Source organism: Synechocystis sp. PCC 6803 substr. PCC-P, assembly GCF_000284455.1.
Classification (GTDB): Bacteria; Cyanobacteriota; Cyanobacteriia; order Cyanobacteriales; family Microcystaceae; genus Synechocystis.
The window spans coordinates 639,617-663,407 of the sequence record NC_017039.1; the positions used below are offsets into that span (position 1 = coordinate 639,617).

Consider the following 23,791-nt stretch of genomic DNA (forward strand, 5'->3'; position numbering starts at 1 on the left):
ACTAACGATGGTTTTTTGGCAGACGTACCCGTGCTGGATTGAGGGGACAAAGAAGTTGGTTGAGGGCACGAAGTTGTTCTACTGTGCCTAGGCAAATGAGAGAATCAGCGTCTAGTAAATGGGTGTCCCCCATGGGGCCCACAATTAATTTACGATCTTGGCGACGAATGGCCAGAATTAATGCTCCTGATTGGGCCCGGAGTTGGGCCTCCCGCAAGGTTTGGCCAATGTAGGGACAGTCTTCGGCCCCAATGCGAAATTCTTCCATATAGAAGGAACGGTCCGCTCCGGTGAGAATACCATCAACAAAACTCACCACCTGGGGTCGCAATGCCGCCGCCGCTAGCCGTTTACCCCCGGTAATGTAAGGAGAAACCACTTCATCAGCCCCGGCCCGTTTCAGTTTTTGCACCGCTTCTTCGGAACTGGCCCTGGCGATCGCCCGAATTTTCGGATTGAGGGTTTTAGCAGAAAGCACCGTATATAAATTTTCTGCGTCGGAGGAAAGGGCAGAAACAATACAAATAGCCCGTTCAATGTGGGCTGCCAGGAGGATTTCGTCCAGGGTGGCATCTCCCTGGAGGACAGCATAGTCCCTCAGCTTTGCCTGGATAATAACCTCTGGGGAAGCGTCAATCACCACAAAGGGAATATTTTCTACGGCAAACTCAAAGGCAATTTGTTGCCCTGTGCGTCCATAGCCACAAAGAATATAATGGTCCGCTAATCGCTCAATCACCTTTTGCTCCTGCCGCCGGCGTAAACTATCTTGAAAGTATCCTTGGATAAAGGCTTCGGTGAAACGATTTACCATGTAGCCGATGGTCAACAAGCCCATCAAAATCAGCAAAATGGTAAATAAACGGGATGCCGGACTGAGGGGATGGGTTTCCCCAAAGCCAACGGTGGCTAGGGTAATGGTGGTCATGTAGAAGGCATCTAACCAAGTCCAGTCTTCCACGTATCTGTACCAGGCCGTACCGACCACAAATAGGCCCGCTAGGGTAATGGCCCCAGCCATTAATTCCTGTCTTAACCTGCGCCCCTGGCGATCGATGAGATTTAACAGGTTTTCCTGACTTGATGATCCCAATCCCATCCTAAAACCTCACTTAAAACAGGTCAGTCGATTTAAGATCAGGAGACAATTATTTCAGAGGGGTGACCCTACCCCTGCAGACCATATCCAAATTTGGCCAGTCTAACGCGTTAGGAGCCCCCCGTGACCTATTCCCCTGTTGTTGAATCCGTCGAAGCCCAAGCTTTTGCCGTAACCGACCTATCCCCTGCCGCCGAGTTTAAAACCGCAGATTTTGATACCTATGTGATGAACACCTATGGGCGATTTCCCATTGCGATCGCCAGGGGTCAGGGCAGTACTTTATGGGATACCGAGGGCAAGAGTTATCTTGATTTTGTCGCTGGCATTGCCACCTGTACCCTTGGCCACGCCCATCCGGCCTTGGTTAGGGCGGTTTCTGACCAAATTCAAAAGCTCCACCACGTCTCAAACTTGTACTATATTCCCGAACAAGGGGAGTTGGCTAAATGGATTGTGGAGCATTCCTGTGCGGACCGGGTTTTCTTTTGCAACTCTGGGGCAGAGGCCAATGAAGCGGCGATTAAATTAGTGCGAAAATATGCCCACACTGTCCTGGATTTCCTCGAACAGCCCGTTATTCTCACCGCCAAAGCTAGTTTCCACGGCCGTACCCTAGCCACCATCACCGCCACGGGCCAGCCTAAATATCAGCAATATTTTGACCCTCTGGTGCCCGGCTTTGACTACGTACCCTATAACGATATTCGCTCTTTGGAAAATAAAGTGGCTGATTTAGATGAAGGTAATAGTCGAGTGGCAGCCATTTTCCTCGAACCTCTCCAAGGGGAGGGGGGAGTCCGCCCTGGGGATTTGGCCTATTTCAAACGGGTGCGGGAGATCTGTGACCAAAACGATATTTTGTTGGTCTTTGACGAAGTGCAAGTGGGGGTAGGACGCACTGGCAAGTTGTGGGGCTACGAACATCTAGGGGTGGAGCCAGACATTTTCACCAGTGCCAAGGGTCTGGCCGGGGGCGTTCCCATTGGGGCGATGATGTGCAAAAAATTCTGTGACGTATTTGAGCCGGGCAACCATGCCAGTACCTTTGGTGGTAATCCCCTGGCCTGTGCCGCTGGGCTAGCGGTCTTAAAAACCATTGAAGGCGATCGCCTGTTGGACAATGTCCAGGCCCGGGGGGAACAGCTACGGAGTGGTTTGGCGGAAATTAAAAATCAATATCCCACACTCTTTACCGAAGTCCGGGGTTGGGGCTTAATCAACGGTCTGGAAATTAGCGCCGAAAGTTCCCTCACCTCCGTTGAAATTGTCAAAGCCGCCATGGAACAGGGTTTACTCCTGGCCCCCGCTGGTCCCAAAGTGTTACGGTTTGTGCCCCCCCTAGTGGTGACGGAAGCAGAAATTGCCCAGGCAGTGGAAATTCTCCGTCAGGCGATCGCCACTTTGGTTTGATCAGTTAATTATTGAATAAATATCACACCGTCCTAGTTTTTAAATCGCAGTCTGGGGCGGTTTGTTACTGGGAAATCAAACCATTGGCCTAGTTGACTTGCTGAAATTTTTTCTCCTTGCCACGCCATGAAAAACCTTTGGCAATTGCCCGATCGCCTACCGGATCAAGAGCAATTTGACCTGCTGCTGGAAAATAAAAATATTACTTTAGAACGAATTATTTCCACTGGGCAGATAACTCCGCCAGGGGAATGGTATGACCAAGACCGTCCAGAATGGGTAGTATTGTTGCAGGGAAAAGCAGAAATAACCTACGATACCGGTGCAGTGATTAGCCTTGGTCAAGGGGATTATCTGCTCATTCCGGCTCGGCAAAAACATCGGGTAACATTTACCACTCATGAACCCCCTTGCATTTGGCTAGCTTTACATTTTAGTTAAATCCCTATGTCCCTAGAGCGTCAAACTTTAAAGCAAAAACTATCAACCTTAATTCAACCGCTACAAACAGCAAAGCGGGGCGCTCCCCTCACCAATCGTACTTTATCTGCCACCACCTGCCAACAAATTGAATCCCTAGTGACGGCGATCGAAGCCTTAAATCCTAACCTATCCCCACTGTTATACTCACCCCAATTATTAGATGGCAATTGGTGGTTAAATTACTCCACTGCCAGGGAAATTAGATCCCTAGATAAGTTGCCCCTGGGGCTGAAAGTTGGCCGTATTTATCAAATCATTAACGTCCCCAATCAATCGTTTCTAAATCAAGCTTTTGTTTACCATCCCCTGGGGCTAGCAAAAGGTTATGTCAAAGTAACAGCAAAGTTTGAAATTGCCAAACCGGCTGGGACAGTGCTACCGGATAAGCGCATCAATGTGGAATTTTTAGAAAGAATGATTTCCATTCAAAAATTAATGGGTGTCCCCACCCCCAAGTTAGACCCAGCCAAAGTTGTACCTGCCCGATCGCCAGAGGGAAGAATTCCTTTCTTAGAAATCACCTACCTTGATGATGATTTGAGAATCGGTAGAGGTGGCGAAGGTAGTCTATTTGTGTTGTCAAAAGTGTCTGAAGTTACCCCATAGAATTAACTATGATTGAGAGCAGAAGCTCATGAAAAATAAGTTGGGAATAATATTAGTTTGTAACTGTTTGTTTTCCCTCTTTATTAATCGTGGTGTGGGAGCGGAAGAAACCATTAACATTGGCGATTGTAGCTTCAATGGCCATCCCCTCTACGGCAAAATTCAATTAGTTGGCTCTTTCCCCGATCTCACAGTGCAGGTGGTCAGTTCTTTTCCCGATCTTAAGGTGCAACTAGTGGAAAGTTTTCCCAATCAATGTGGGCAATGGCAAATTGTCACCTCCTTTCCCGATACCAAAGTTCAAATTGTCGAATCCTTTCCCGACGTTAAAATTCAGTACGTGGATAGTTTTCCTGGCCTGCCGTAACCTTAATCTTTGCCAATATTTTTCGGCATATTTTTGGGTGTTTCCCCAGGAAAAATTAGGGGGAAACTAGTTTAGCAGCGCCGCTCCATGCCAATCCATGTGATCACCGATGAAACTAGCAATAAAGTAATAGCTATGGTCATAGCCCGGTTGCATACGGAGGGTGAGGGGATGGTTAGCCGCCGTGCAGGCCGCTTGGAGTAACTCTGGCCGCAATTGGGTAGGGAGGAATGGATCAGCGTCGCCATAGTCCACGAAAAATGGTAGCCGCTCTGGAGCCGATTTAATCAGAGCACAGGTATCCCAAGCTTGCCAGCTTAACTGGTTATCCCCTAAATAAGCTTGGAAGGCCTTTTGTCCCCAGGGAACTTGAGTGGGGGCAACAATGGGAGAGAAGGTGGAAACACTGCGATAACGACCGGGATTACGCAGGGCAATGACTAGGGCCCCATGGCCCCCCATGGAATGGCCAAAAATACTCCGGGCATCGGTGGCGGCAAAATTAGCCTCAATCCACGTAGGCAGCTCTTGCACAATGTAATCATGCATTTGATAGTGGGCTGCCCAGGGAGGTTGGGTGGCGTTGAGATAGAAACCGGCTCCCATACCGAGGTCATAATCTTCAGAATCAGTTACGCCTTCACCCCGGGGGCTAGTGTCTGGCGTCACCATAATTAGTCCATGCTTTGCTGCGTGCTGCTGTAGACCCGATTTAGTGATGGCATTTTGTTCAGTACAGGTGAGGCCAGACAGCCAGTACAAAACTGGGCAATGTTGGTTAGTAGCCTGGGGAGGCAGGTAAACGCCAACGTTCATGGTGCAATTAAGCACAGCGCTGTGATGGCTATAAACGCTTTGCCAACCCCCAAAGCTGGCGTGGTGTTCTAATCGTTCCATGGGTTGTATTAGTAGTGGATCACACTGCGAATCGATTTGCCGTCATGCATGAGGTCAAAGGCTTGGTTGATATCCTTTAGTTCCATGGTGTGGGTAACAAAGGGGGCTAGTTGGATCTCCCCCCGCATGGATTGTTCCACCATACCTGGTAATTGGGAACGACCTTTCACACCGCCAAAAGCGGTGCCCATCCATTTGCGGCCGGTAACAAGCTGGAATGGTCTGGTGGAAATTTCTTGGCCAGCCCCTGCTACGCCAATGATTACCGATTGCCCCCAACCCCGGTGGGCACATTCCAGAGCGGAGCGCATTACTTCCACATTGCCGATGCATTCAAAGGAGTGGTCCACTCCCCAGCCGGTCATTTCCACTATGACTTGCTGAATGGGTTGGTCATGGTCTTTGGGATTAATGCAGTCAGTGGCGCCCATCTGCTTCGCTAGCTCAAATTTGGCGGGGTTGGTGTCGATGGCAATGATGCGACCAGCTTTGGCCTGACGAGCTCCCTGTACAACAGCGAGGCCGATGCCCCCCAGGCCAAACACCGCCACTGAGTCTCCTGGTTGTACTTTGGCGGTATTGTGCACAGCGCCGATGCCTGTGGTGACGCCGCAACCCAGTAAACAAACGTGTTCGTGGTTTGCTTCGGGGTTAATTTTGGCGAGGGAAACTTCGGCAACAACGGTATATTCGCTAAAGGTGCTACAACCCATGTAGTGATAGAGGGACTGGCCATTGTAGGAAAAACGACTGGTGCCATCGGGCATAACCCCTTTGCCTTGGGTGGCCCGCACTGCAACGCAGAGATTGGTTTTACCGGAGCGACAAAACAAACATTTCCCACATTCAGCAGTGTAAAGGGGGATAACGTGGTCTCCCAGTTGAACACTGGTTACCCCTTCCCCCACTTCAACCACAATGCCTGCTCCCTCATGGCCCAGCACAACGGGAAAAAGTCCTTCCGGGTCATCGCCGCTGAGGGTAAATGCGTCCGTGTGGCAGACTCCGGTATGGGTGATCTTGACCAAAACTTCGCCTTGCTGGGGTGGAGCCACATCTATTTCCACAATTTGCAAAGGTTTGCCCACTTCAAAGGCAACGGCGGCACGGGATTTCATAGCAGATCCTTAACGTTGAAGGGAATAACGGGTGCGGCAGGATTCGAACCTGCGACCGTCCGCTTAGAAGGCGGATGCTCTATCCACTGAGCTACGCACCCAGGCTTGCTACTCAATTCCATTCTCCCATATTTTTTGGGGCTAGGATTTCGGTGTTAATGGAATATTTCCGGGGGACAGGGAAAGGATAGTTGACAGCTACGGCTGTTGACAGTGCACATCGGGACTGGGCAAAAGAGCAACAGATGGGGGCTTGCTGACATCATTACCCCGTTCCTTTTTGGCAACGGTCATTTGGGTGTGAATTTTTGTATCTTTCGCCTTTGCGTAGCGCATTTTTCAATAAAGGTCAATATACCATTAGTAGATTGTTTGGTTCATACCACGAAAAAATTGAGTCCCTGTTGAGACCGTCACCGTGGTTTTAAATCTTACCGACGGTCTTTTCGCCATTATTGCAAGACTGCCCTGGTGGGCCGGGAGCCCAGGGAGATAAGTTTTAGCACGCTGTCTATGACCCGAATTCTGCTAGTTAGAGCAACGCTCAGGCGATCACCAATATTGCTGGCCAGTCCATCAAAAGCCTGAATTTGACCGTCGACCCTCATTTTATTTGTGGAGCCTAGCCTTAATGAGTATAACTTTATCTGATCGCCTTTCTGCCGTTGTTCAAGACAGTGCCGGAACGAGTCATATTGTTTGGCTAGAAGGAACCAATATTTGGCACGCTGTTTATGACCCAGTTTCTCAGACATGGAAAAATGCCCAGGCCATTGTCAATACCGCTGGTCAGAACATCCGAAGTCTTAATTTGGTTGCCGATTCAGGGTTAATTGTCGAATCTGGAACAAGCAATAATACGCTGATTCCAGGCGTGGCAGTTATTTATCAAGAAGGTCTGGAAAACGACAGTAACTTTTTCTATACCGCGGCGCGCTATGACAATGTTGGCAAACTGCAATGGCTCGAAGCCCCCCAGGCCCTGACAGCGGATCAAGTGGGGGATTTAGAACCTCGGGCGGTGGTAGACAACGGGGTTATTACAGTAGTCGGGCAAAAAGTTGATCTCGTCAAAGCCCAAAACCAGGCCATCCGGGAAGATGCGGATCCATACTATCAAACCTTTCAAATTTACAGCAATCAGTTTTCCACAATCCCATCAACCCCAGTTACGCCCATCGCCGCTTATGCTCCCCAGATTACTAAAGATGGTGTCGTTCAAGGCAACTACATTCAGCGGGACCAAAATACTGTGGCCGCATTACCCAGTGCTACTTACCAACCCTTGACCCTTGCAGAAACACAATCCAGTAGCTTTCAGGGATGGGGGGCAAATTGGACAGTCTCCCAGACATTTGACACTAACCTAAGCAACTTAAAACTTTTTAAGGGAATGGCGGGTGTTCCTGAGGCTCTGCTTACGCCCATTTTTAAGAAATTCAATATTACTGGAACATTACTGGGATCTTCAGGTAACAATCCTAATCTTTCATTTTTTGGTGGCGGAATCAGTACAGAGGGAATATTACTCAATGCCTCGATGGCGGTTCAATTCAATGAAGATGACCAGGACACCAACAATACCTCATCTGGAACTGCAGGAAGCAGTCTCAATCCGGCAGAAAATACAACACAACTCTCCCGTAAGCCAGAAATTTCCCTCTCTGCCATTGCCGCGACCCTTTATACCTTTGATAAAAGCTTAGGTGAAGACAATCTTTCCTATCCTTTAACAGTAGAAACGGGCAGTCTTGGCCTAACAGTTGGCTTTACATTTCCGATTCCGATTGAAGGAACACCCATTCTCTTTAACTTTTTAGGTAGTGCTGGCCTGGGAATGCAGTGGCAATTATCTCCGAAAGACCCTCAAACCTATGTGTCTCCTGTTGGGGCAGTTTTATCTCCTACGGGTGGTGATTCTGATGCGGTACTGGCAGTCCTGTTTAATGTTCCTCCCTTGGGTGCTATCACGGCGATCGGACTGGCGGTAATCTCTGATATTACTGAAGTAGTTGAGTTGATTTTCACCGACGTTGATCCTGACGGCAATGAAGCCATAGAACTCGAATCCTTGTTATTTTCGATACCGATTGCGACTGGTATTGATGGCGGGATTAAAATCCCCTATGTTTTTGAAGCCTTAGCTGGGATTCAGGCGAGCTTAGTCGGAACCGTTGGCGGCACTCGGTCGGCGGATAATGGTGCATTTCAATATGACCGAGATCTAAGCCTGGGATTTCCGATGAATATCACCATTAAATTCTTGGGTTTTCTTGGCGGAACAGTGGGTATCTATCCCTATTGGACTTGGGGTGATGATCCCAGTAGTAGTGCCAGTAATAGTGATTTCGCCACCCTTAATCAAGCCAGTGCCGATTCTCCCACGGCAATTGTGAGAGGGCCGCTATTAGAAATCCAAGGGTTACAAACTAACGGCACCCCCCAGGCCACAGATTTCCAAGTTAACGTCAAAGACCCCCTAGGCCAGACCACAACAGTTCCAGTTTTTGGGGTGATCACTCAGGGCAATACGACCATTCTCCGGCTTGAATCAGCAATTCCGCAAACCAACTTAAACGATCAGCCTTTTTCAAATATTAAGGTTACTTATCAAAATAATGCTCCGATTCCTGTTGTTAATCAATCGGCCAATACCTTTACCTATAATTACAATCCGATTAGTGGTACTAACAGTAATTATCAAGTCACAGGTCAGCAGGTTGTAATTGCCTTTAATGCCACTCTAAATCCCAACATCATACCCGATTCATCTCTATTTCAAGTTACGGATACCAATGGCAATTCAATCTCAATTTCCTCTGTTATTGTAACGTCTCGCAGTGTGATCTTAACTCTATCCGGATCGAGCAGCACCTATAGCGTTAGTTATTCGGGTAGTAGCAGTTCTGGAAATGTATTAACCACAGAAGATAATGTTGCAATTAGTGATTTTAAGATTGCCAGTAATACGCCACCAAGCACCGCTGGACAAGTGAATCGTACCTATAGCAACGTGCCAGCAGGAACCACAAGTGCAATTACAACTAACCCCCTGCTCGGTAGTACAGTGGCCCAAGATTATGCTGAGGATAGCCCACCTGCTTTAGCTGTCACTGATTCTGGTGTGTTGCTGGCCTGGAGTAGTGATACCCCGCCGATTACACCCATTTCTGCCTTGCTATCGGGAACTACGATTATCCTCACTTTTGCTGACACCCTCGTAAATCTAATTAATACCAACAAGGCCACTAGTAATCCGTTTACAGTTCTAATTAATAATCAAAGTGTTGAAATTCAGGATTCATCTAGCACAGGAAATTATGTTGCAATTTCGTTGAATTCAAGTACTGTTATTGATGCTGACGATACGATCTCGGTTAGCTACAGCATTGATTCCACACTAGAAAATAGCCTCTTTAATCTTTACCTTTCTGATGCCACAGATTTCGCCTTGTGGGTGCCTGACTTTACCACGCCTGTGACGCAAGCAGCTAGTTCAACCAATGCCCCAACGCTATTAGAAGCAGTGGCAATTTCCAATGTCATTACGCTCACCTTTGACCAAATCCTTTCATCTAGCAATCTTCCTCCTGGAAGTCAATTTAAGGTTACAGTCAACAATTCCGATAATTTTATTACTGTGATCAATGAGGTAACAATTGAGAATAATTCTGTTACTTTGCCCTTATCAGAACCCATTGGACAAGGCGATATTGTTACCGTTAGCTATAGTTCTGGTGCTGGCACATTAGTTAATAGTAATAATATTCCCGTTGCTCCCTTTACAACAAGCGATATTCTGACCACATTTGCGAATCCTGGGACGGTGATTAAAACACTTTTAGCCACTCCCAGCACCTCAAGCGTTAGTATTGCCTATCCAAGCTCAATTATTGGGACAAGTGGCTTAAATTACGATCCAGCCGTGTATTTTAACCAGGCCACAAATCAGGTATTTGCTGCTTGGGTGAATGTTGATAGTAGCCAAATTCAGAATCAACTCATCCCAGGCCAATATTATAGCAACTTAGAGATTATTACCCAGGCCCTGCAAAGCTCAACTATTTACTTTTCTGTTGCCTCTTTAAAGGATCTTGGTGATCTTGGCCCCAACGGTCAAATCATTCCCTGGTCAGTGGCCGCCCCCATTCCCCACCAGCAAACAGGACAGAATACCAATGTCACGCTTGGCCTGGGGCCTGATGGTTCGATTATGGCGGCCTGGTTAAATACCACACTGGATAATAATGGTACGCCCACAACCACGATTTACTATTCCACACTCAATCAAAATGATAGCTCCCCGGTCTGGTCTGCCCCTGTTCCCATACTTCCCGACATTAATCCCGATGCCTTTACGCCCCTAACCATTAGTACGATCAATCAACAACCAGCAATTTTCTGGACTGAATCTTCCCCAGCATCCTATCGTCAGTTAGTTCTTAATGCCGCCCCATCGGTTTATTTACGTCTTGGGGAAAGGACTGGTGATGTAGCCCGCAATAGTGGTCAGTTTCAAGCCGCCGCCAATGGCACCTATAGCGGTACTTTTACTCTGGGGGAAATGGGAGCCTTAGAAACCACAAGTAACACTGGTGATCCCAATCCTGCCGTGCTGTTTCAAGGTGGGGGTGTAACGCTTGATCAACCTGTACCTCTGACAAACCAGGCTTTTGCGATTGAGTTTTGGTTTAAGTTGCCCAATTTACCTCGGGAATCTATCAATCTAGTTTCCGCACTGGGATTATTTGGCCTGGGCCTGGAGGTTGATCCCAATGATCCTAATGCGCCACCGAAACTTACCTTTGGCCTGGGTAATGATGATCAGAGCCAAATCCAAGCTAGTGAAACCTTTGCCACTGATGTTTGGTATTACGTTGTTGGTACCTATGATGGCTCAAGTCAAAACCTGAGTTTGTATCTCAATGGTGTCTTAGCTGGAACCCTGGATGATGTGGAATTTGATCCGTTTCCCACCGCAGCGGCCTTAGCTTTAGCAGGGGCTTCTACAGCGAATAATCCGGTTTATTTAGATGAAGTGGCATTCTATCCCAAGGCATTAACAGCTTCTAATGTCAATGCGGCAGATTTAACCAATGCAAATTTCCAAAACCTAACAGGTAGCCAAATTCTTGAGATCATTGCGGGGACAAATCAAATTGGCAACCACTACGCCGCCCAATACAACCAGCCGGTTCCCCCAGGCCCTAATACTTATTATTCCGTTTCGGATGGTTCAAGTTGGCAACTCCCTAGTCAAATTAACCCCACACCCGCAATCGTTCCCACCCAGTTAGCCGGGGCCAATATCCCTGTTTTCGATTTAGTCTCTGCCACTCCCGCCCAGGCCAGCACCGCGATTGCGCCCAATGGAATTGCTGATGCCGTTTATCAGATTTCGCTTTCTAATCCAAACTTAACTATCAGCGGAATTAAAGTTACTAGTGGCAACCAGGCCTGGGCGATTGGCACCGACGACAATGGCACAGCACTCACGGGTAATCAGCTTGGCCTACTTTTAGGAGATACCCTACTCAACAGTCTTAATCCCGATACTCAATCCTTTAGCTATCCAATTCAGGGATATACCGAAAATCTCTTTTTATTCATTGATCCCGGCAGTTCCAATACTACTCTTGGGCCAGTTGAAGTTACGGTTTATTTCGAAAACAACGATAATACCCCTACACCGTTTTCTGTTGCTCCCTATCAGATAAATATGGCAACAATGGGGCCAGATCAAACAGTTACAGGAACAGCAACGGTTACTGAAGCCAATGATTCCTCCCTCGCCCTAATTGATAGTGGGTTTATTATTAATTCCGATAATCCGGCGATCGGGTATGTTTTGGCCAGTGCGTTTAATTCCGATGGTACTTTAGCCTATGTGGCAGTGGGGAATCGTGGCTATAGCGACAGTCAGGGCAATGTTCTTAACAACGGGACTGTCCAGATCTTGTTTAGTTGCAGTGATATTCTCTCTGGCAGTGGCTCATTAAGTACAACAATTCTCAATGGCAATCCTGATGGGGTTTTAATTACCAATATTCAAGATGCGGGGGATAATCAGCGGAACCTTTCGCTTTCCTTAGCTACGGGAGATATTGACGGGGATAGCATTCCTGATTTAGTGATTGGTGCGCCCAATGTGGGTAACTTTGCTGGAGCGGTTTACGTCATCTATGGCAGTTATCTCAGCAATCAAAAAGGACAAATAATTGATGTCACAAATCTCAGCACGAAACCTAACACTATGGGTTTTGTGGTTAATGGCAATGAAGCGGAAGACTTAGCGGGCTTTTCAGTAGTGGTGGGGAACTTTGATGGGGATAGCTATGGTGACATTGTTTACGGTGCGCCCTACGCCAAAGATAGTAACGGGAATCGGGTTGGCCAGGTTTATCTAGTTGCTGGTTTTGCCCAAGGAAGTGCTCCAGACTCAATTAGCCCTACAGTCATTTATTCTGGCAAAAGTTTTGATATTCCCAATCCCCAACCGAATCCACCAAGTCAAACCCTAACAGTGGGTGAAGGGGCAGGGTTTGCACTGGGAGTTTCACGGCGACTGAGTAATGGACCATCTACATTTACAGGTAGCACAACGACAGATGATCTCTTTATTGGCGCGCCCAACTATCAAATTCAAGTCGTAAATCAATGGACAAATCAAAGTAATCTCCCAGGCCAAAACTCACAAAACCAACAAAATCAACAAATCACATCAGACCTTTTTCCTAGTTCCAGTTTTGTTTCAGCCGGGGCCGTTTATGTCTATAACTCTAATCAAGGCTTAAGTCTTAAAACAAATCCTTGGGCCATCTATACCGGGCCAACGATTCCCAATGCTCAAGGCACTGCCACTAGTTATTTTGCTGGAACTGTGATTGGCTCGGGTTTGAATACGGATTTCACAGATTATGACGGAGATGGCCGCCAAGATTTAGTGATTGCCGGGCCTGGGGCCAATACCAACACGGGGCAAGCCTTTGTGATTGGTGGGTCTACTGCAACTCCATCTGTAACAACTACACAATCTGGAATAACTACAACAACTACACAAGCCTTAAATACAGTCAGTAACCTCGTGATCAATGGTGGATTAAGTGGGGGCAAAGCGGGAACAGTCATTACTTCAGTGGGAGACTTAAACCATGATGGCTATCAAGACCTTTTAATTACTGCGCCCCAAGGAGCCAATGCTACGGGTCAAAGTTATGTCTTATTTGGGACATTGAATTTAAGTGAATTCGGGACTGTTTTTGATCTCAATGTCACCGCTAACGACAACAAAACCACATTTTTACTCAATGGCGATCAACCCTTCCAGGCTACGGGAACAGCAGCAGTTGGTGTGGGTGATATTAACAATGACGGCGTAGATGACCTAATGCTCACGGCTCCAGTGGGTCAACAACTTTATGCGGTTTATGGGCATCCCTGGTTAGCGGACGATGGCAGTATCAAACTTGCGGATGTTTCTTCTAATAATGGCTTTGTCATTGATGGCTACGAATATTCCCTCCCATCTAGCCCCTTTGGTTATGTCCTCAGTTTTGATCTTGTTTATGGCAATGATTTTGAACTGGTTTCTGCTTGGTTGCAGTTAATTTCGCCCACTGGTCAAGTCATCTGGCGCTCGAATCCAGGAGAAGGAGTAACGGTTACGCCCGAAGCCTATGCCATTATGCAAAGTGACGGCAACTTTGTGATTTACGGCCAACCAGGGGGGAATTCAGGGGATGTCATTTGGAGTTCCAATACAGCAGGGAATAGCGGGGCTGTTCTGAAATTAGCCTCGGATGGCGGTCTTTATATTGTTGATTCCGAGGGCAATATTGTCCCCAATGGTACTCTAAATCCTGGGAATACTAGCCTGATTACTAATGCTGTTACCCTCGACGAAAATCAAGAAATTAATATCAGTCTCGATACCTTTCTGTCCAATGGGGAGAATGGCGGCAGTCTCTTTGGTAATGGCCTCAACATTGTAATGGTTGGGGATGTTAATGGCGATGGCTTTGCTGATGTGATTTCTGGGGGAAGTCCGGCTGGGGGAGTGCTTATTTTTGGCAACAGCACTAAAGATTTACTCGATGCAGCCCTAGGCACTGACGATTTAATTATTTCGGTGGAAAACGCTCAAGTTAAAGAGTTTGTTGCCCTTGGAGATTTTGATGGGGATGGCTTAGCTGATTTTGGCGTTATTGATGATCAAGGCAACTTCTTTCTGGTTTTAGGCAGTCCGGAATTAGGTAGCCAAGGTAGCCTTGTTATTGACTCTACTTTGCCAAATTTATCTAACTTTAACCAGGCCTGGGGAGTCGGAGATTTTAATGGCAACGGTTACGATGATTTTGTCTTACAAGGCCCTAATTCTACGATCGCCGTTTACGGTAACGCTAATGGAACATTAACCGACTCATCTCCTTTAACGTTTGGTAACAATTTCCCCCTACCCAGTTCTTTCACAGGTATTGATTTAAATGGCAATGGCATCAAGGAAATTGTCGCCGGTCAGCCCAACTTAAACCCAGTCCCTAATATCGGTGGCTTTGGTGGTGGTTTACAGTATTTTACCTATGAGGCTGGAAATGCGGTTTTACAACCAACGGTTAATCCTCCCAATGCCTCAGTTACGGAGGCTTCTGGTCTGTCTTCATGGGGACAAATTTCGTTTCCTAATCAATATGCCCAAGCTGGTGTGCCGTCATTTGCAACGTTAGATGGCTGGCTGTATCAAGCATTTTACGGAATCAACGAGCGTATTTCCACTAAAGATTCATACATTTATATCCAACGAAGCCGAGATGGAGTCAGCTGGGAAAACCTCACTCAAGTCGTCCCGCTCGATAGCAATGGTACGCCGATTGATCTTAAGAATTTGCCCCCCTCAATTACGGCTTACAATGGCACACTTTATTTAGGCTTTACTGCTGACAATGGCCAGGTGTGGGTTGCAGAAGGAGTCAATACTAATGCCAACTCCGGGATACTCATCAATGCCGTCCCAATCAATCAAGCCTCCAATAATGGCCCAACATTAGTGGCCTTTAATGATGAACTCTATGTATTCTTTGTTAAAGATGCTTCCGATAATGACATTCTCTATTCCAGTTCCAGCAATCCAGGGAGTAGTAGTGGCTGGGATGGTACCAGTACCGTTCTCACGTTTAGCGATGTTAACCAGGCGACTAATTTCCCCCTCAGTGCTACCGTTGTCCCTGGATTAGATGGGGATACTCTTGCCGTAGCATTTCGTTCTAATAACTCCCCCGCAACTTGGGTCGGCCTTCTCAACTCCAGCGATGTAACAAATTGGCAGGGTTCGGCAGAATTAACCCAGGTTGACGCCAACTCCCAAGTATCCCTAACTGTGGTAGATGGGACTTATTATTTATTTTTCACTTCAAGCACTGAGGCTAGTGCTTCATATGCTACCTCTACAGATGGCTTGAATTGGGGAGATATCACATTAATTCCCTGGGATGATGGCAACCTTGGTGGTGTTGCATCAATCTTATTTAATCAAAGCTTTATTTTATCATTGAATCAAAGTAATAATGAATCTCTTCTTTTTGCTTTTTCAAATTCATTATTCGAGCCGAATCAAGCAAGTCGTTGGGGTGAGCAAGTCCGGGACATTGGTGATTTTAATGGAGATGGTATTGCTGATTTAGCCGTGTTGGCCCCTGGCTACCGAAATCTACTGCAATTTCCAATTTTAGACTACCCAGCTATCAACAATTTAGGGGGTGTGTTCATTTACTACGGAGAGGAGAGTGGGATTTCGGTTAATGATCCTCCTGATGTTGTTTTAGCTGCGCCTGATCTTCCCCAGGAAACCATTTTTGAATTACTGGAAATTACTCCTACTGGTGATGTAAATGGAGATGGCTTTGATGATTTGTTAATTAGTGCACCTCTCACCCCTGTTATTGCTGGTCAATTTCCTGATGTCAATGGTGATCAAGGGGTAAGCTGGGTCGTTTTTGGCGGAACCCATTGGGGAACTGAGTACACCGCAAATTCGCCTTTCGGTTTAGGGAACCTTGCCAACAATCAAACCAATAATAGTCAAAACTTTAATCCCTATGGTTTTGTGACGACTGGATTACCGAGATCCCAAGCTGGTATTTCCATCAGTGGCGGGGCAGATGTAAATGGTGATGGTTTTAGTGATTTTGCCCTAGGTGCGCCGGGTAACTTTGACAATCTCAGTTATGTGCTGTTTGGCAGTGACTTTACCAACCAAGTCAATCAACTGGGAACCATTGGCGATGATGTCATGTTGGGCAGTCCCACAGGGGAAATATTTGTTGCTGGCCAAGGAGATGATCAAATTTATACCAATGGCGGGGTGGATACGGTTTATGCCGGCCCTGGGAATGATTTCGTGACGGTCACTGATACGAATTTCCGACGGTTGGATGGCGGCAGTGGCAATAATATTCTCAAGTTTACGGGCTACACAAATCAAGATTGGGATTTAACCACTCTTTCCCCAGGCCTGCGACTGAAAAATTTTAATATTCTCGATGTCCGGGATTACGGGGCTAATATCCTTACCCTCAATGCTCTGACGATTACACAACTTTCAGCTAATAACGAAGTTCGGGTTCTTTTAGACGCCAATGACAAGATCAATCTAGATTCAAGTTTTAGCTTTAGTGAAAAAGTCTATCTCGATAACCAAAACTATTATCTTTATACCTCTAACGCTTCAGCCGCCACTGTGTTGGTCAATGTCCCCTCCAATCAGGTTACGTTTACTGCTACGACGAGCAATTCCCCCAGTCTCAACCTAATTCCCACGGCTCAACCCAATGCTCCTACTACCACCGATGTAACCATCCTCGCCGCCACTAATTCTGACCCAAATCAACCCACCCGTTTATTTGTCTCTAACCCGAAAGTTTCCGAAGCTGCTGGAGAGGCCCAGTTTGTCATTGAGCGCACGGGAGACTTAAACAAATATGTGTTGGTCAGCTACATCACCCAGGATATGAGTGGCAAAGCTGGCGATCGCTATTTACCCATAGCAGGACAGTTAATATTTAATCCTGGAGAGAACCAAAAAAACATCACAGTTAAAATTCCTACTGACTCTGTTTATACCGCCGATCGCCAATTTAGCCTATTGGTTTCTTTGCTGAATGATGGTTTGGAAGCAGGAGATTGGGGCGATGCTTTTGCTTTAGCCGGTGATGCCAATGGTGCCCAGATCCGTCGTTGGAACTACCTGGCCGGGAATTGGGATAACAGTGTCATGGGTGGCTTGATTGATTTCTCCACCACGGTTAATTCCGACCAAGCTGAGATTCATTTGAGTGTTGAAGGCTTAGGGGAATTTAACGACTTTTTTGGTTACGATCCCCTCAGCCAAACCTATCAATCCATAATGTTTAATGGTGCCACAGGGGCCCGGCTCACCAATTCAGATAGCCCAAACGCTATTGGCGGAGTAGAACTTAAACTTTTGGACGGCGATCGAGGTGATGCCGATGGCATAGTTAATGGTTTGGTGGCAACTAATGGTTATGCGGGCCGCACCATCCCAGGCTTAATTAGCAATAATAACCGAGTTTTTTGGGCTCCCACCAACGCCGATGGCCAAGTGCAACTCAGGTTAATCAATAGCCCCTCACAAAACTATGAAATTGGTTGGGTTATGGTGGATAGTGCCGATGGTGCCATTGATGGTTTACTTCCTGATGATCCGGGCTATGAGGAGGCCGCTTTGGCCCGCAAACAAGCTGTTTTTAGTGATCAAGCCAATGCCTCAGCCCAGGCTTTAACCCGTAGTTTAGCCCGACAAAGTTTTACTGATATTGAAGCTTTTGCCAGGACAGAATCACAATTTTTTGGTAGCTTTAGTAACTCTAATTTAGAAGCTAATCGTTACTATATGCTCTATAGTCAACAGGGAGAAGAAATTGCTTTTTCCATTGATGCTCCACTAATGGTTGAAACAGATAGTCGAGGTTATCATCAGTTAGATTTTAATGGCATTACTACAGAAATCGCTTCCAAAACTTTGGTTGTGCCGGGAATTTTAAACCAGACTGTGACGACAAATGTTTCCATTAGTCGTGCGGGGGCTTACGAAAATCTTATTGTTCTCTACAAAGTGGATAGTCTGACCGGGGGCATTGATACCGATGGCGATCGCCAGATTAATTTAAACCCAGGGGATGTGGGCTATGTACAGGCGGCATTAACCAGGGCCCAGAATCCAGCAACGGGGCTAAGCTTAAACGCCCCTGACGAGTTTTTTAGCACTACTCAAAAGACCATCAGTTTGTCGGGCAATAATATTTATGGCATGGCGATTATTCCCAACTCATCCATCGAAGAAGTGTTAAGCAAAAATCCCACTAACGACCCGAACCTTGGCCCTGTGGCCCTTTTTTCTTTTGAGCAAGCCAATCCTGGGGGAGTGAGCCAAATGAGTCGTCTGGGTAGTAACCTGTTTGGTTTTGAAGATATGGTGGGCGGCGGCGATCTTGACTACAATGACATAATTTTACAATTCAGCTTTCTAACTTCATAAATTAAGTACAAAAGTGACATAGAGGAATAGGCTGATCTATCCCCTTGAGTCTGATCTGGTCCCGCAACCGAAATTAGTCCGCTCCACTCCTGTCCCGAGGGTGTGTCAGAATGGTTAACGGCCGGATTTTAGCGCCTTGTCACTAAACTGCCAGATTTGCCCAGTCAAATCCCTATTTGAATTCGAAACTTTTACTATTATTGTCTCTTTGCCCATGACTGCCACCCTTGCCGCCCCCAGCAAAACCCGCCGTGTTGTTTTTCCTTTTACGGCGATCGTCGGTCAAGATGAAATGAAGTTGGCCCTGTTGCTCAATGTCATTGATCCCAAGATTGGCGGCGTCATGATCATGGGCGATCGGGGAACCGGGAAATCCACTACCATTAGAGCTTTGGCGGATTTGTTGCCGGAAATTGAGGTGGTGGCCAATGATCCTTTTAACTCTTCCCCCAGCGATCCCGAGATGATGAGTGAGGAAGTACGGATCCGGGTAGATAGCCAAGAACCTTTATCTATTGTCAAAAAGAAAGTCACCATGGTGGATTTGCCCCTGGGGGCAACGGAAGACCGGGTGTGCGGCACCATCGACATCGAAAAGGCATTATCAGAAGGAGTTAAAGCCTTTGAACCGGGTTTATTGGCCAAAGCCAACCGGGGCATTCTCTATGTGGACGAAGTTAACCTGTTGGACGATCACTTAGTGGACGTGTTGTTGGACTCCGCTGCTGGGGGTTGGAACACGGTGGAGCGGGAAGGTATTTCCATTCGCCATCCGGCCCGGTTTGTTTTAGTGGGTTCCGGTAACCCAGAAGAAGGGGAATTGCGGCCTCAATTGTTGGATCGATTCGGCATGCATGCTGAAATTCGCACTGTGCGGGAACCGGAATTGCGGGTAAAAATTGTCGAACAACGGACGGAGTTTGACCAAAATCCCCATCCTTTCTGTGACCAATATCAAACGGAACAGGAAGCGTTACAAGCAAAAATTGTTAATGCCCAGAATTTACTGCCCCAAGTGACCATTGACTACGACTATCGGGTGAAAGTATCGGAAGTCTGTGCAGAACTTGATGTGGACGGGTTACGGGGAGATATTGTTACCAATCGGGCCGCCAAAGCCCTGGCCGCTTTTGAAGGTCGCACTGAGGTAACAGTGGATGATATTAGCCGAGTAATTGTGCTTTGTTTACGCCATCGTTTACGGAAAGATCCTCTAGAGTCCATTGATTCCGGCAGTAAGGTGGAAAAGGTATTTAAACGGGTTTTTGGCGTTGTCGATGAAGCTTAACGCGGCAATCTCTGTTGTTTTTATTGTGTGATTTATGGTTGTAAATTCTGATCCCGATTGGCTTTGGCGGGGAACGGCGGAAATTTTTCCCCACAATGCTGACTCAAACAATCCCCAGGAACATTTAGGGATTTTAACCCAACAGGACAGACCTCTACGGGTAAAGCTGGGCATTGATCCCACGGGCACGGACATTCATTTAGGCCATAGCATTCCCTTCCGTAAATTGCGGGCGTTTCAGGATGCGGGCCACACAGCGGTGGTAATTATTGGTGATTTCACTGCCCAAATTGGCGATCCCACTGGGAAATCGGAAGTACGGAAACAGTTAACTGCGGATCAGGTGAAACGCAATGCAGAAAGTTACCTAGCTCAGTTAAAACCAATTCTAGATTTTGATACTCCAGGAAGATTGGAAATCCGTTACAACTCCGAATGGTTAAGCAATTTAGATTTGAATAAAATTCTGGAATTGCTAGCAACGATGACAGTGGGACAGATGTTAGCCAAGGAAGGGTTTGCGGAGCGTTTCCAAAAGGAAAATCCGATCTTTTTGCACGAATTTCTTTACCCTTTAATGCAGGGGTATGATTCTGTCGCTGTAAATGCAGATGTGGAATTGGGGGGCACTGATCAAAAGTTTAATATTGCGGTGGGCCGGGATTTACAACGGCATTTTGGCAAAACTCCTCAATTTGGTTTACTGTTGCCGATTTTGCTGGGGACAGATGGACAACAAAAAATGTCCAAGTCTCTGAACAATTATGTGGGTTTACAGGAAGATGCTTTATCCATGTACTCCAAGCTGGAGAAGACGCCTGATCGCCTGTTGGGGGAATATTTCGAGTTACTAACTAACTTGGACTTGGCCGAGTTACCGGAGAATCCCAGGGAGTGCCAAAAGTTGCTCGCCAAGGAAGTTACAGCCCAGTTCCATGGAGTTGCAGGGGCGATCGCCGCCCAAAAAACAGCGGAGGATATTGTCACCCAAGGTAAGGCGGGTAATACGGACAGTGTGCCGGAATTTTCCCTAGCTGAAATTACTTTTCCGGTGAAATTGGCCTATCTCCTCAGTGCCAGTGGCCTGTGCCCCAGTAGTAGTGAAGGGAGAAGGCAAATCAAGGGGGGGGCTGTGCGCTTAGATGGCGATCGCCTAGAGGATGTTAATCAGGAATATGCCGATCCCAAAATGTTAATTAATAAGGTGTTGCAAATGGGCAAGAAAAAATTTATTCGTCTGATTTCTTAATCTCCAAGGCGATCAGCTTCTTAACTTTCACAAAAAGCGATCATTCTATTCGTAACAAGCTCACACTCGAAAAAAGAGGTTTAACGCTTTCCCAAAAATCGCACTGCGATATTGTAGATCACACCAGCATAGATAGTATGCTGATGAGCAGGTTTTTTAGTTATGAGTATAATCAAACGAATTTGATATGCCCACCCCACAAGCACTGTATCGCGGGGCTGTACAAGCTCAAGGTGACGACATTACACAAAATGGGGGCTATACTCGCTCTTGGGCGCGGGGTACTCCTGTGACGGCTCAAGAGGGATTAGACTTTCTTGCTAAGATTGAGGAACAATGCAATGAGTCTCAGAAAGAACAACGAAATTCAGCTTTTGTCAAAGCTGAACGTTTTATCAAGAATGCTAGTAAAAATGGAGGTGTTGATCAAAATTCTCAACCTCATCCTTTTCAAAATCCTAGACGTACTGTTCCAAACGCTCGTGTTGATATTGAAATTCGCAAAGGTTTGACTTTTATTCCTGCTAAAAATTTGGAATGACAATACTTTTTACCAAAATTCAAGCAATGTCAGACTCTACCGATTTGGATAGAGCAATAGATAAGCTTGACAAAATTTCTATTAATTTTGGTGCCGTAGATGAACAGATAAGGTGTTTTGCATTTTTATTAGCAATTGCCGAAGAAAATATTGCTGAGATTGTCTTAGGTATATTAGTTAGAGGAATCATGAAATATGAACCAAATAGGGTTAATAATGAAGTTCTTTGGCTATTTTTGGCAGCCGTTTTGTCTCGTTCAAATATTACGCCTGCCAGTGCTTTAAGAATTAGTCTTTTAGGAATAGTATCTCGTATTGAAGATTGGGCATCACCCATTTTTGCATTACTAGTTACCGCATTAGATAGTTTTTTACGTAATAGCCTGGAATATGGAGACCCTTTAATTGCAGAGCAAACTTTAGATTTTCTTGCCACTTGGGGCGAGAATTATGCTCAAGCACCTCGTACTTTAGAGCAAGTTGCAAAGATTAACTCTTTAGCTCGTTTAGTTTTACAAAAAGTTGATGAACCTATTCTTCAGGAGGAATGGTCAGAAGGGTTAGATTTATTTTTAAATATTGCTCATATTGCTTGTAAAATAAAATATTCAGATCAACGTATTTGGTCGTCTTCAGTAGAACTACTTAAGGATCTCTATCCTGTAAATATTTTAAATAATAATAATGAATATTCAGACAAGCACCGTCAAGTTCAAAAAAATATTCTAAAATTAATTGATTCTTCTCTGGCTGTAATCGGAACTATTTTTGTTAGAGGAGGCTTGTCGGTCGTAGTACACATTGAGCATTTAAATCAGGAACTAACATGGTCACTTGGAGCTAGCGCAATAGATAGAATCGAGCGTTTTTTTCAGGAAGTATCAAGCATTTTCAAACTAGGATTTCCTAAATTTAATCAAATACAATCAATTCAAGGTTCTTGGATTCAGGTTCTTAATCTTCCTCTAACTCCTAGGGAAGCTAATATTTTAGCAACAGAAATTGCTTCTTTATCCTCAAAAAATTACGAACAAAGTGAGATTAATCAAAATACTATTGATAGTTGGCGAGAATGTGCAGAAATCCTTAGTGAAAAGGACTTTAAGATTAACTTATCTGTTTCCACAAAGGATATAGGATTACAGATTATTCCTCCCATTTCTACAGAGAATTTTGCCAATATCTCTACAGGAGCAACTACTGATTTTAATGAACAAGAAAGAACACACATTAGAATTCTCTCTTGTGATGTTCCACAAGCTAATAATATTGAAAGAATTTTGGAGCTTGCACAATTATTTGTTCAATATTCATCTTCAACTCAAACTATTAGTGATAAGTTTCTTGAGATAAGAGGAACAAAATCTAGAGATTTTTTCTATTATCGTAGAGCAATTGAAATTCTTAACCTTATTGATTGGCGTGGGCATCCGACCAACGTCTGTTCTGCTTTGTTTCGCTTATCTAAAAAAGAGGCAAAAATGAGACTTCTTGCCTATCAATTTATTTCTTCTAATGTTGGTTCTGCTTGGCTACTGTGGAAAAATGCCAATGATCTTTCAGAGATTAATCCTGACAGTGCAGAAGAATTTTTAACGGCAACTTGTCCATCACTTTCTCAAAAAACAATTGAACGACGTTCACAAACATTAAAAGCATGGCTCACTATCTTTCTGCAATACTGGGATTCTTAACGATTTGAGTTAGAACTACGACTGATTTTCATATTCTGGGGTTCATAAAGGGAAAAAATTTAAGAGGCGATCGCCGCCCAAAAAACAGCGGAGGATATTGTCACCCAGGGGAAAGCGGGCAATACGGATAGCGTGCCGGAATTTTCCCTAGCTGAAATTACTTTTCCGGTGAAATTGGCCTATCTCCTCAGTGCCAGTGGCCTGTGCCCCAGTAGTAGCGAAGGGAGAAGGCAAATCAAGGGAGGAGCGGTGCGCTTAGATGGTGATCGCCTGGGGGATGTTAACCAGGAATACCAGAAACCGCAGGATTTGGACGGTAAGGTGCTCCAGGTAGGCAAGAAAAAATTTATTCGCTTCACTGCGAATTAGCAATTAAAATAGTAATTTATAACTACTCTCTCCGTCGGCGATCGAGGTAGAATTGGGGCGAACTGATTTGACCGGTCAATCCTGCCCATTCCTGCCTGATCCGTCCAGATTCAACCA

Annotated in this window: 13 protein-coding genes, 1 tRNA gene and 1 pseudogene; 10 read left to right on the forward strand and 5 right to left on the reverse strand. The window is 45.8% G+C overall.

Annotation, left to right across the window (positions count from 1 at the left end):
- Position 1: 1 nt before the first annotated feature.
- Entirely contained in the window at positions 2–1,099 is a 1,098-nt protein-coding gene (locus tag SYNPCCP_RS03010; RefSeq protein WP_010871787.1) for a TrkA family potassium uptake protein, read from the reverse strand.
- A 123-nt stretch (positions 1,100–1,222) separates the two neighbouring features.
- On the opposite strand from SYNPCCP_RS03010, the gene SYNPCCP_RS03015 reads away from it, so the two are divergent.
- From SYNPCCP_RS03015 to SYNPCCP_RS03030, 4 genes are all read left to right on the forward strand, one after another.
- Positions 1,223–2,512 (forward strand): aspartate aminotransferase family protein, encoded by a 1,290-nt coding sequence (locus SYNPCCP_RS03015; RefSeq protein ID WP_010871788.1) that lies wholly within the window; start codon positions 1,223–1,225, stop codon positions 2,510–2,512.
- 126 nt (positions 2,513–2,638) lie between these two features.
- Complete coding sequence (locus tag SYNPCCP_RS03020; RefSeq protein ID WP_010871789.1) at positions 2,639–2,953, forward strand: cupin domain-containing protein; 315 nt, start codon at positions 2,639–2,641, stop codon at positions 2,951–2,953.
- A 6-nt stretch (positions 2,954–2,959) separates the two neighbouring features.
- Positions 2,960–3,601 carry a PAP/fibrillin family protein gene (locus SYNPCCP_RS03025; protein WP_010871790.1) on the forward strand — a complete coding sequence of 214 codons (642 nt, stop codon included), beginning with the start codon at positions 2,960–2,962 and terminating at the stop codon, positions 3,599–3,601.
- A gap of 28 nt (positions 3,602–3,629) precedes the next feature.
- Positions 3,630–3,968, forward strand: coding sequence for a hypothetical protein (locus SYNPCCP_RS03030; protein ID WP_010871791.1), 339 nt, complete (start codon positions 3,630–3,632; stop codon positions 3,966–3,968).
- 66 nt (positions 3,969–4,034) lie between these two features.
- Here the strand turns inward: SYNPCCP_RS03030 and fghA are convergent, their stop codons facing one another.
- The 4 genes from fghA to SYNPCCP_RS17300 all read right to left on the reverse strand — a co-directional run bounded on the left by fghA (position 4,035) and on the right by SYNPCCP_RS17300 (position 6,319).
- Positions 4,035–4,865 (reverse strand): S-formylglutathione hydrolase, encoded by an 831-nt coding sequence (gene fghA / locus SYNPCCP_RS03035; RefSeq protein ID WP_010871792.1) that lies wholly within the window; start codon positions 4,863–4,865, stop codon positions 4,035–4,037.
- An 8-nt stretch (positions 4,866–4,873) separates the two neighbouring features.
- On the reverse strand, positions 4,874–5,983 hold the full coding sequence (locus SYNPCCP_RS03040) for an S-(hydroxymethyl)glutathione dehydrogenase/class III alcohol dehydrogenase (protein WP_010871793.1): 1,110 nt from the start codon (positions 5,981–5,983) through the stop codon (positions 4,874–4,876).
- A 28-nt stretch (positions 5,984–6,011) separates the two neighbouring features.
- A tRNA-Arg gene (locus SYNPCCP_RS03045) sits at positions 6,012–6,084 on the reverse strand.
- A gap of 97 nt (positions 6,085–6,181) precedes the next feature.
- A complete protein-coding gene (locus SYNPCCP_RS17300; protein WP_158299071.1) occupies positions 6,182–6,319 on the reverse strand; it encodes a hypothetical protein in 138 nt (45 codons plus the stop codon).
- Positions 6,320–6,614: 295 nt separating this feature from the next.
- On the opposite strand from SYNPCCP_RS17300, the gene SYNPCCP_RS03050 reads away from it, so the two are divergent.
- From SYNPCCP_RS03050 to SYNPCCP_RS03075, 6 genes and pseudogenes are all read left to right on the forward strand, one after another.
- Positions 6,615–18,533 carry a SwmB domain-containing protein gene (locus tag SYNPCCP_RS03050; protein WP_010871794.1) on the forward strand — a complete coding sequence of 3,973 codons (11,919 nt, stop codon included), beginning with the start codon at positions 6,615–6,617 and terminating at the stop codon, positions 18,531–18,533.
- Between the two features lie 214 nt (positions 18,534–18,747).
- Positions 18,748–19,821: a magnesium chelatase ATPase subunit I gene (gene bchI / locus SYNPCCP_RS03055; RefSeq protein ID WP_010871795.1), complete on the forward strand. Its 1,074-nt coding sequence runs from the start codon at positions 18,748–18,750 to the stop codon at positions 19,819–19,821.
- Between the two features lie 34 nt (positions 19,822–19,855).
- Positions 19,856–21,070 carry a tyrosine--tRNA ligase gene (gene tyrS / locus SYNPCCP_RS03060; protein WP_010871796.1) on the forward strand — a complete coding sequence of 405 codons (1,215 nt, stop codon included), beginning with the start codon at positions 19,856–19,858 and terminating at the stop codon, positions 21,068–21,070.
- A gap of 187 nt (positions 21,071–21,257) precedes the next feature.
- On the forward strand, positions 21,258–21,611 hold the full coding sequence (locus tag SYNPCCP_RS03065; protein ID WP_010871797.1) for a hypothetical protein: 354 nt from the start codon (positions 21,258–21,260) through the stop codon (positions 21,609–21,611).
- Positions 21,612–21,637: 26 nt separating this feature from the next.
- Entirely contained in the window at positions 21,638–23,305 is a 1,668-nt protein-coding gene (locus tag SYNPCCP_RS03070) for a hypothetical protein (protein ID WP_223211338.1), read from the forward strand.
- Positions 23,306–23,371: 66 nt separating this feature from the next.
- Positions 23,372–23,674: pseudogene (locus SYNPCCP_RS03075) on the forward strand (S4 domain-containing protein); the annotation flags it as partial.
- Positions 23,675–23,791: the final 117 nt, after the last annotated feature.

What these genes read in the sequence shown, in the direction of transcription:
- SYNPCCP_RS03010 (WP_010871787.1), bottom strand. Translation starts at nt 1,099, where the DNA reads ATGGGATTGGGATCATCAAGTCAGGAAAACCTGTTAAATCTCATCGAT.
- SYNPCCP_RS03020 (WP_010871789.1), top strand. Translation starts at nt 2,639, where the DNA reads ATGAAAAACCTTTGGCAATTGCCCGATCGCCTACCGGATCAAGAGCAA.
- SYNPCCP_RS03025 (WP_010871790.1), top strand. Translation starts at nt 2,960, where the DNA reads ATGTCCCTAGAGCGTCAAACTTTAAAGCAAAAACTATCAACCTTAATT.
- SYNPCCP_RS03030 (WP_010871791.1), top strand. Translation starts at nt 3,630, where the DNA reads ATGAAAAATAAGTTGGGAATAATATTAGTTTGTAACTGTTTGTTTTCC.
- fghA (WP_010871792.1), bottom strand. Translation starts at nt 4,865, where the DNA reads ATGGAACGATTAGAACACCACGCCAGCTTTGGGGGTTGGCAAAGCGTT.
- SYNPCCP_RS03040 (WP_010871793.1), bottom strand. Translation starts at nt 5,983, where the DNA reads ATGAAATCCCGTGCCGCCGTTGCCTTTGAAGTGGGCAAACCTTTGCAA.
- SYNPCCP_RS17300 (WP_158299071.1), bottom strand. Translation starts at nt 6,319, where the DNA reads ATGCGCTACGCAAAGGCGAAAGATACAAAAATTCACACCCAAATGACC.
- SYNPCCP_RS03050 (WP_010871794.1), top strand. Translation starts at nt 6,615, where the DNA reads ATGAGTATAACTTTATCTGATCGCCTTTCTGCCGTTGTTCAAGACAGT.
- bchI (WP_010871795.1), top strand. Translation starts at nt 18,748, where the DNA reads ATGACTGCCACCCTTGCCGCCCCCAGCAAAACCCGCCGTGTTGTTTTT.
- tyrS (WP_010871796.1), top strand. Translation starts at nt 19,856, where the DNA reads ATGGTTGTAAATTCTGATCCCGATTGGCTTTGGCGGGGAACGGCGGAA.
- SYNPCCP_RS03065 (WP_010871797.1), top strand. Translation starts at nt 21,258, where the DNA reads ATGCCCACCCCACAAGCACTGTATCGCGGGGCTGTACAAGCTCAAGGT.
- SYNPCCP_RS03070 (WP_223211338.1), top strand. Translation starts at nt 21,638, where the DNA reads ATGTCAGACTCTACCGATTTGGATAGAGCAATAGATAAGCTTGACAAA.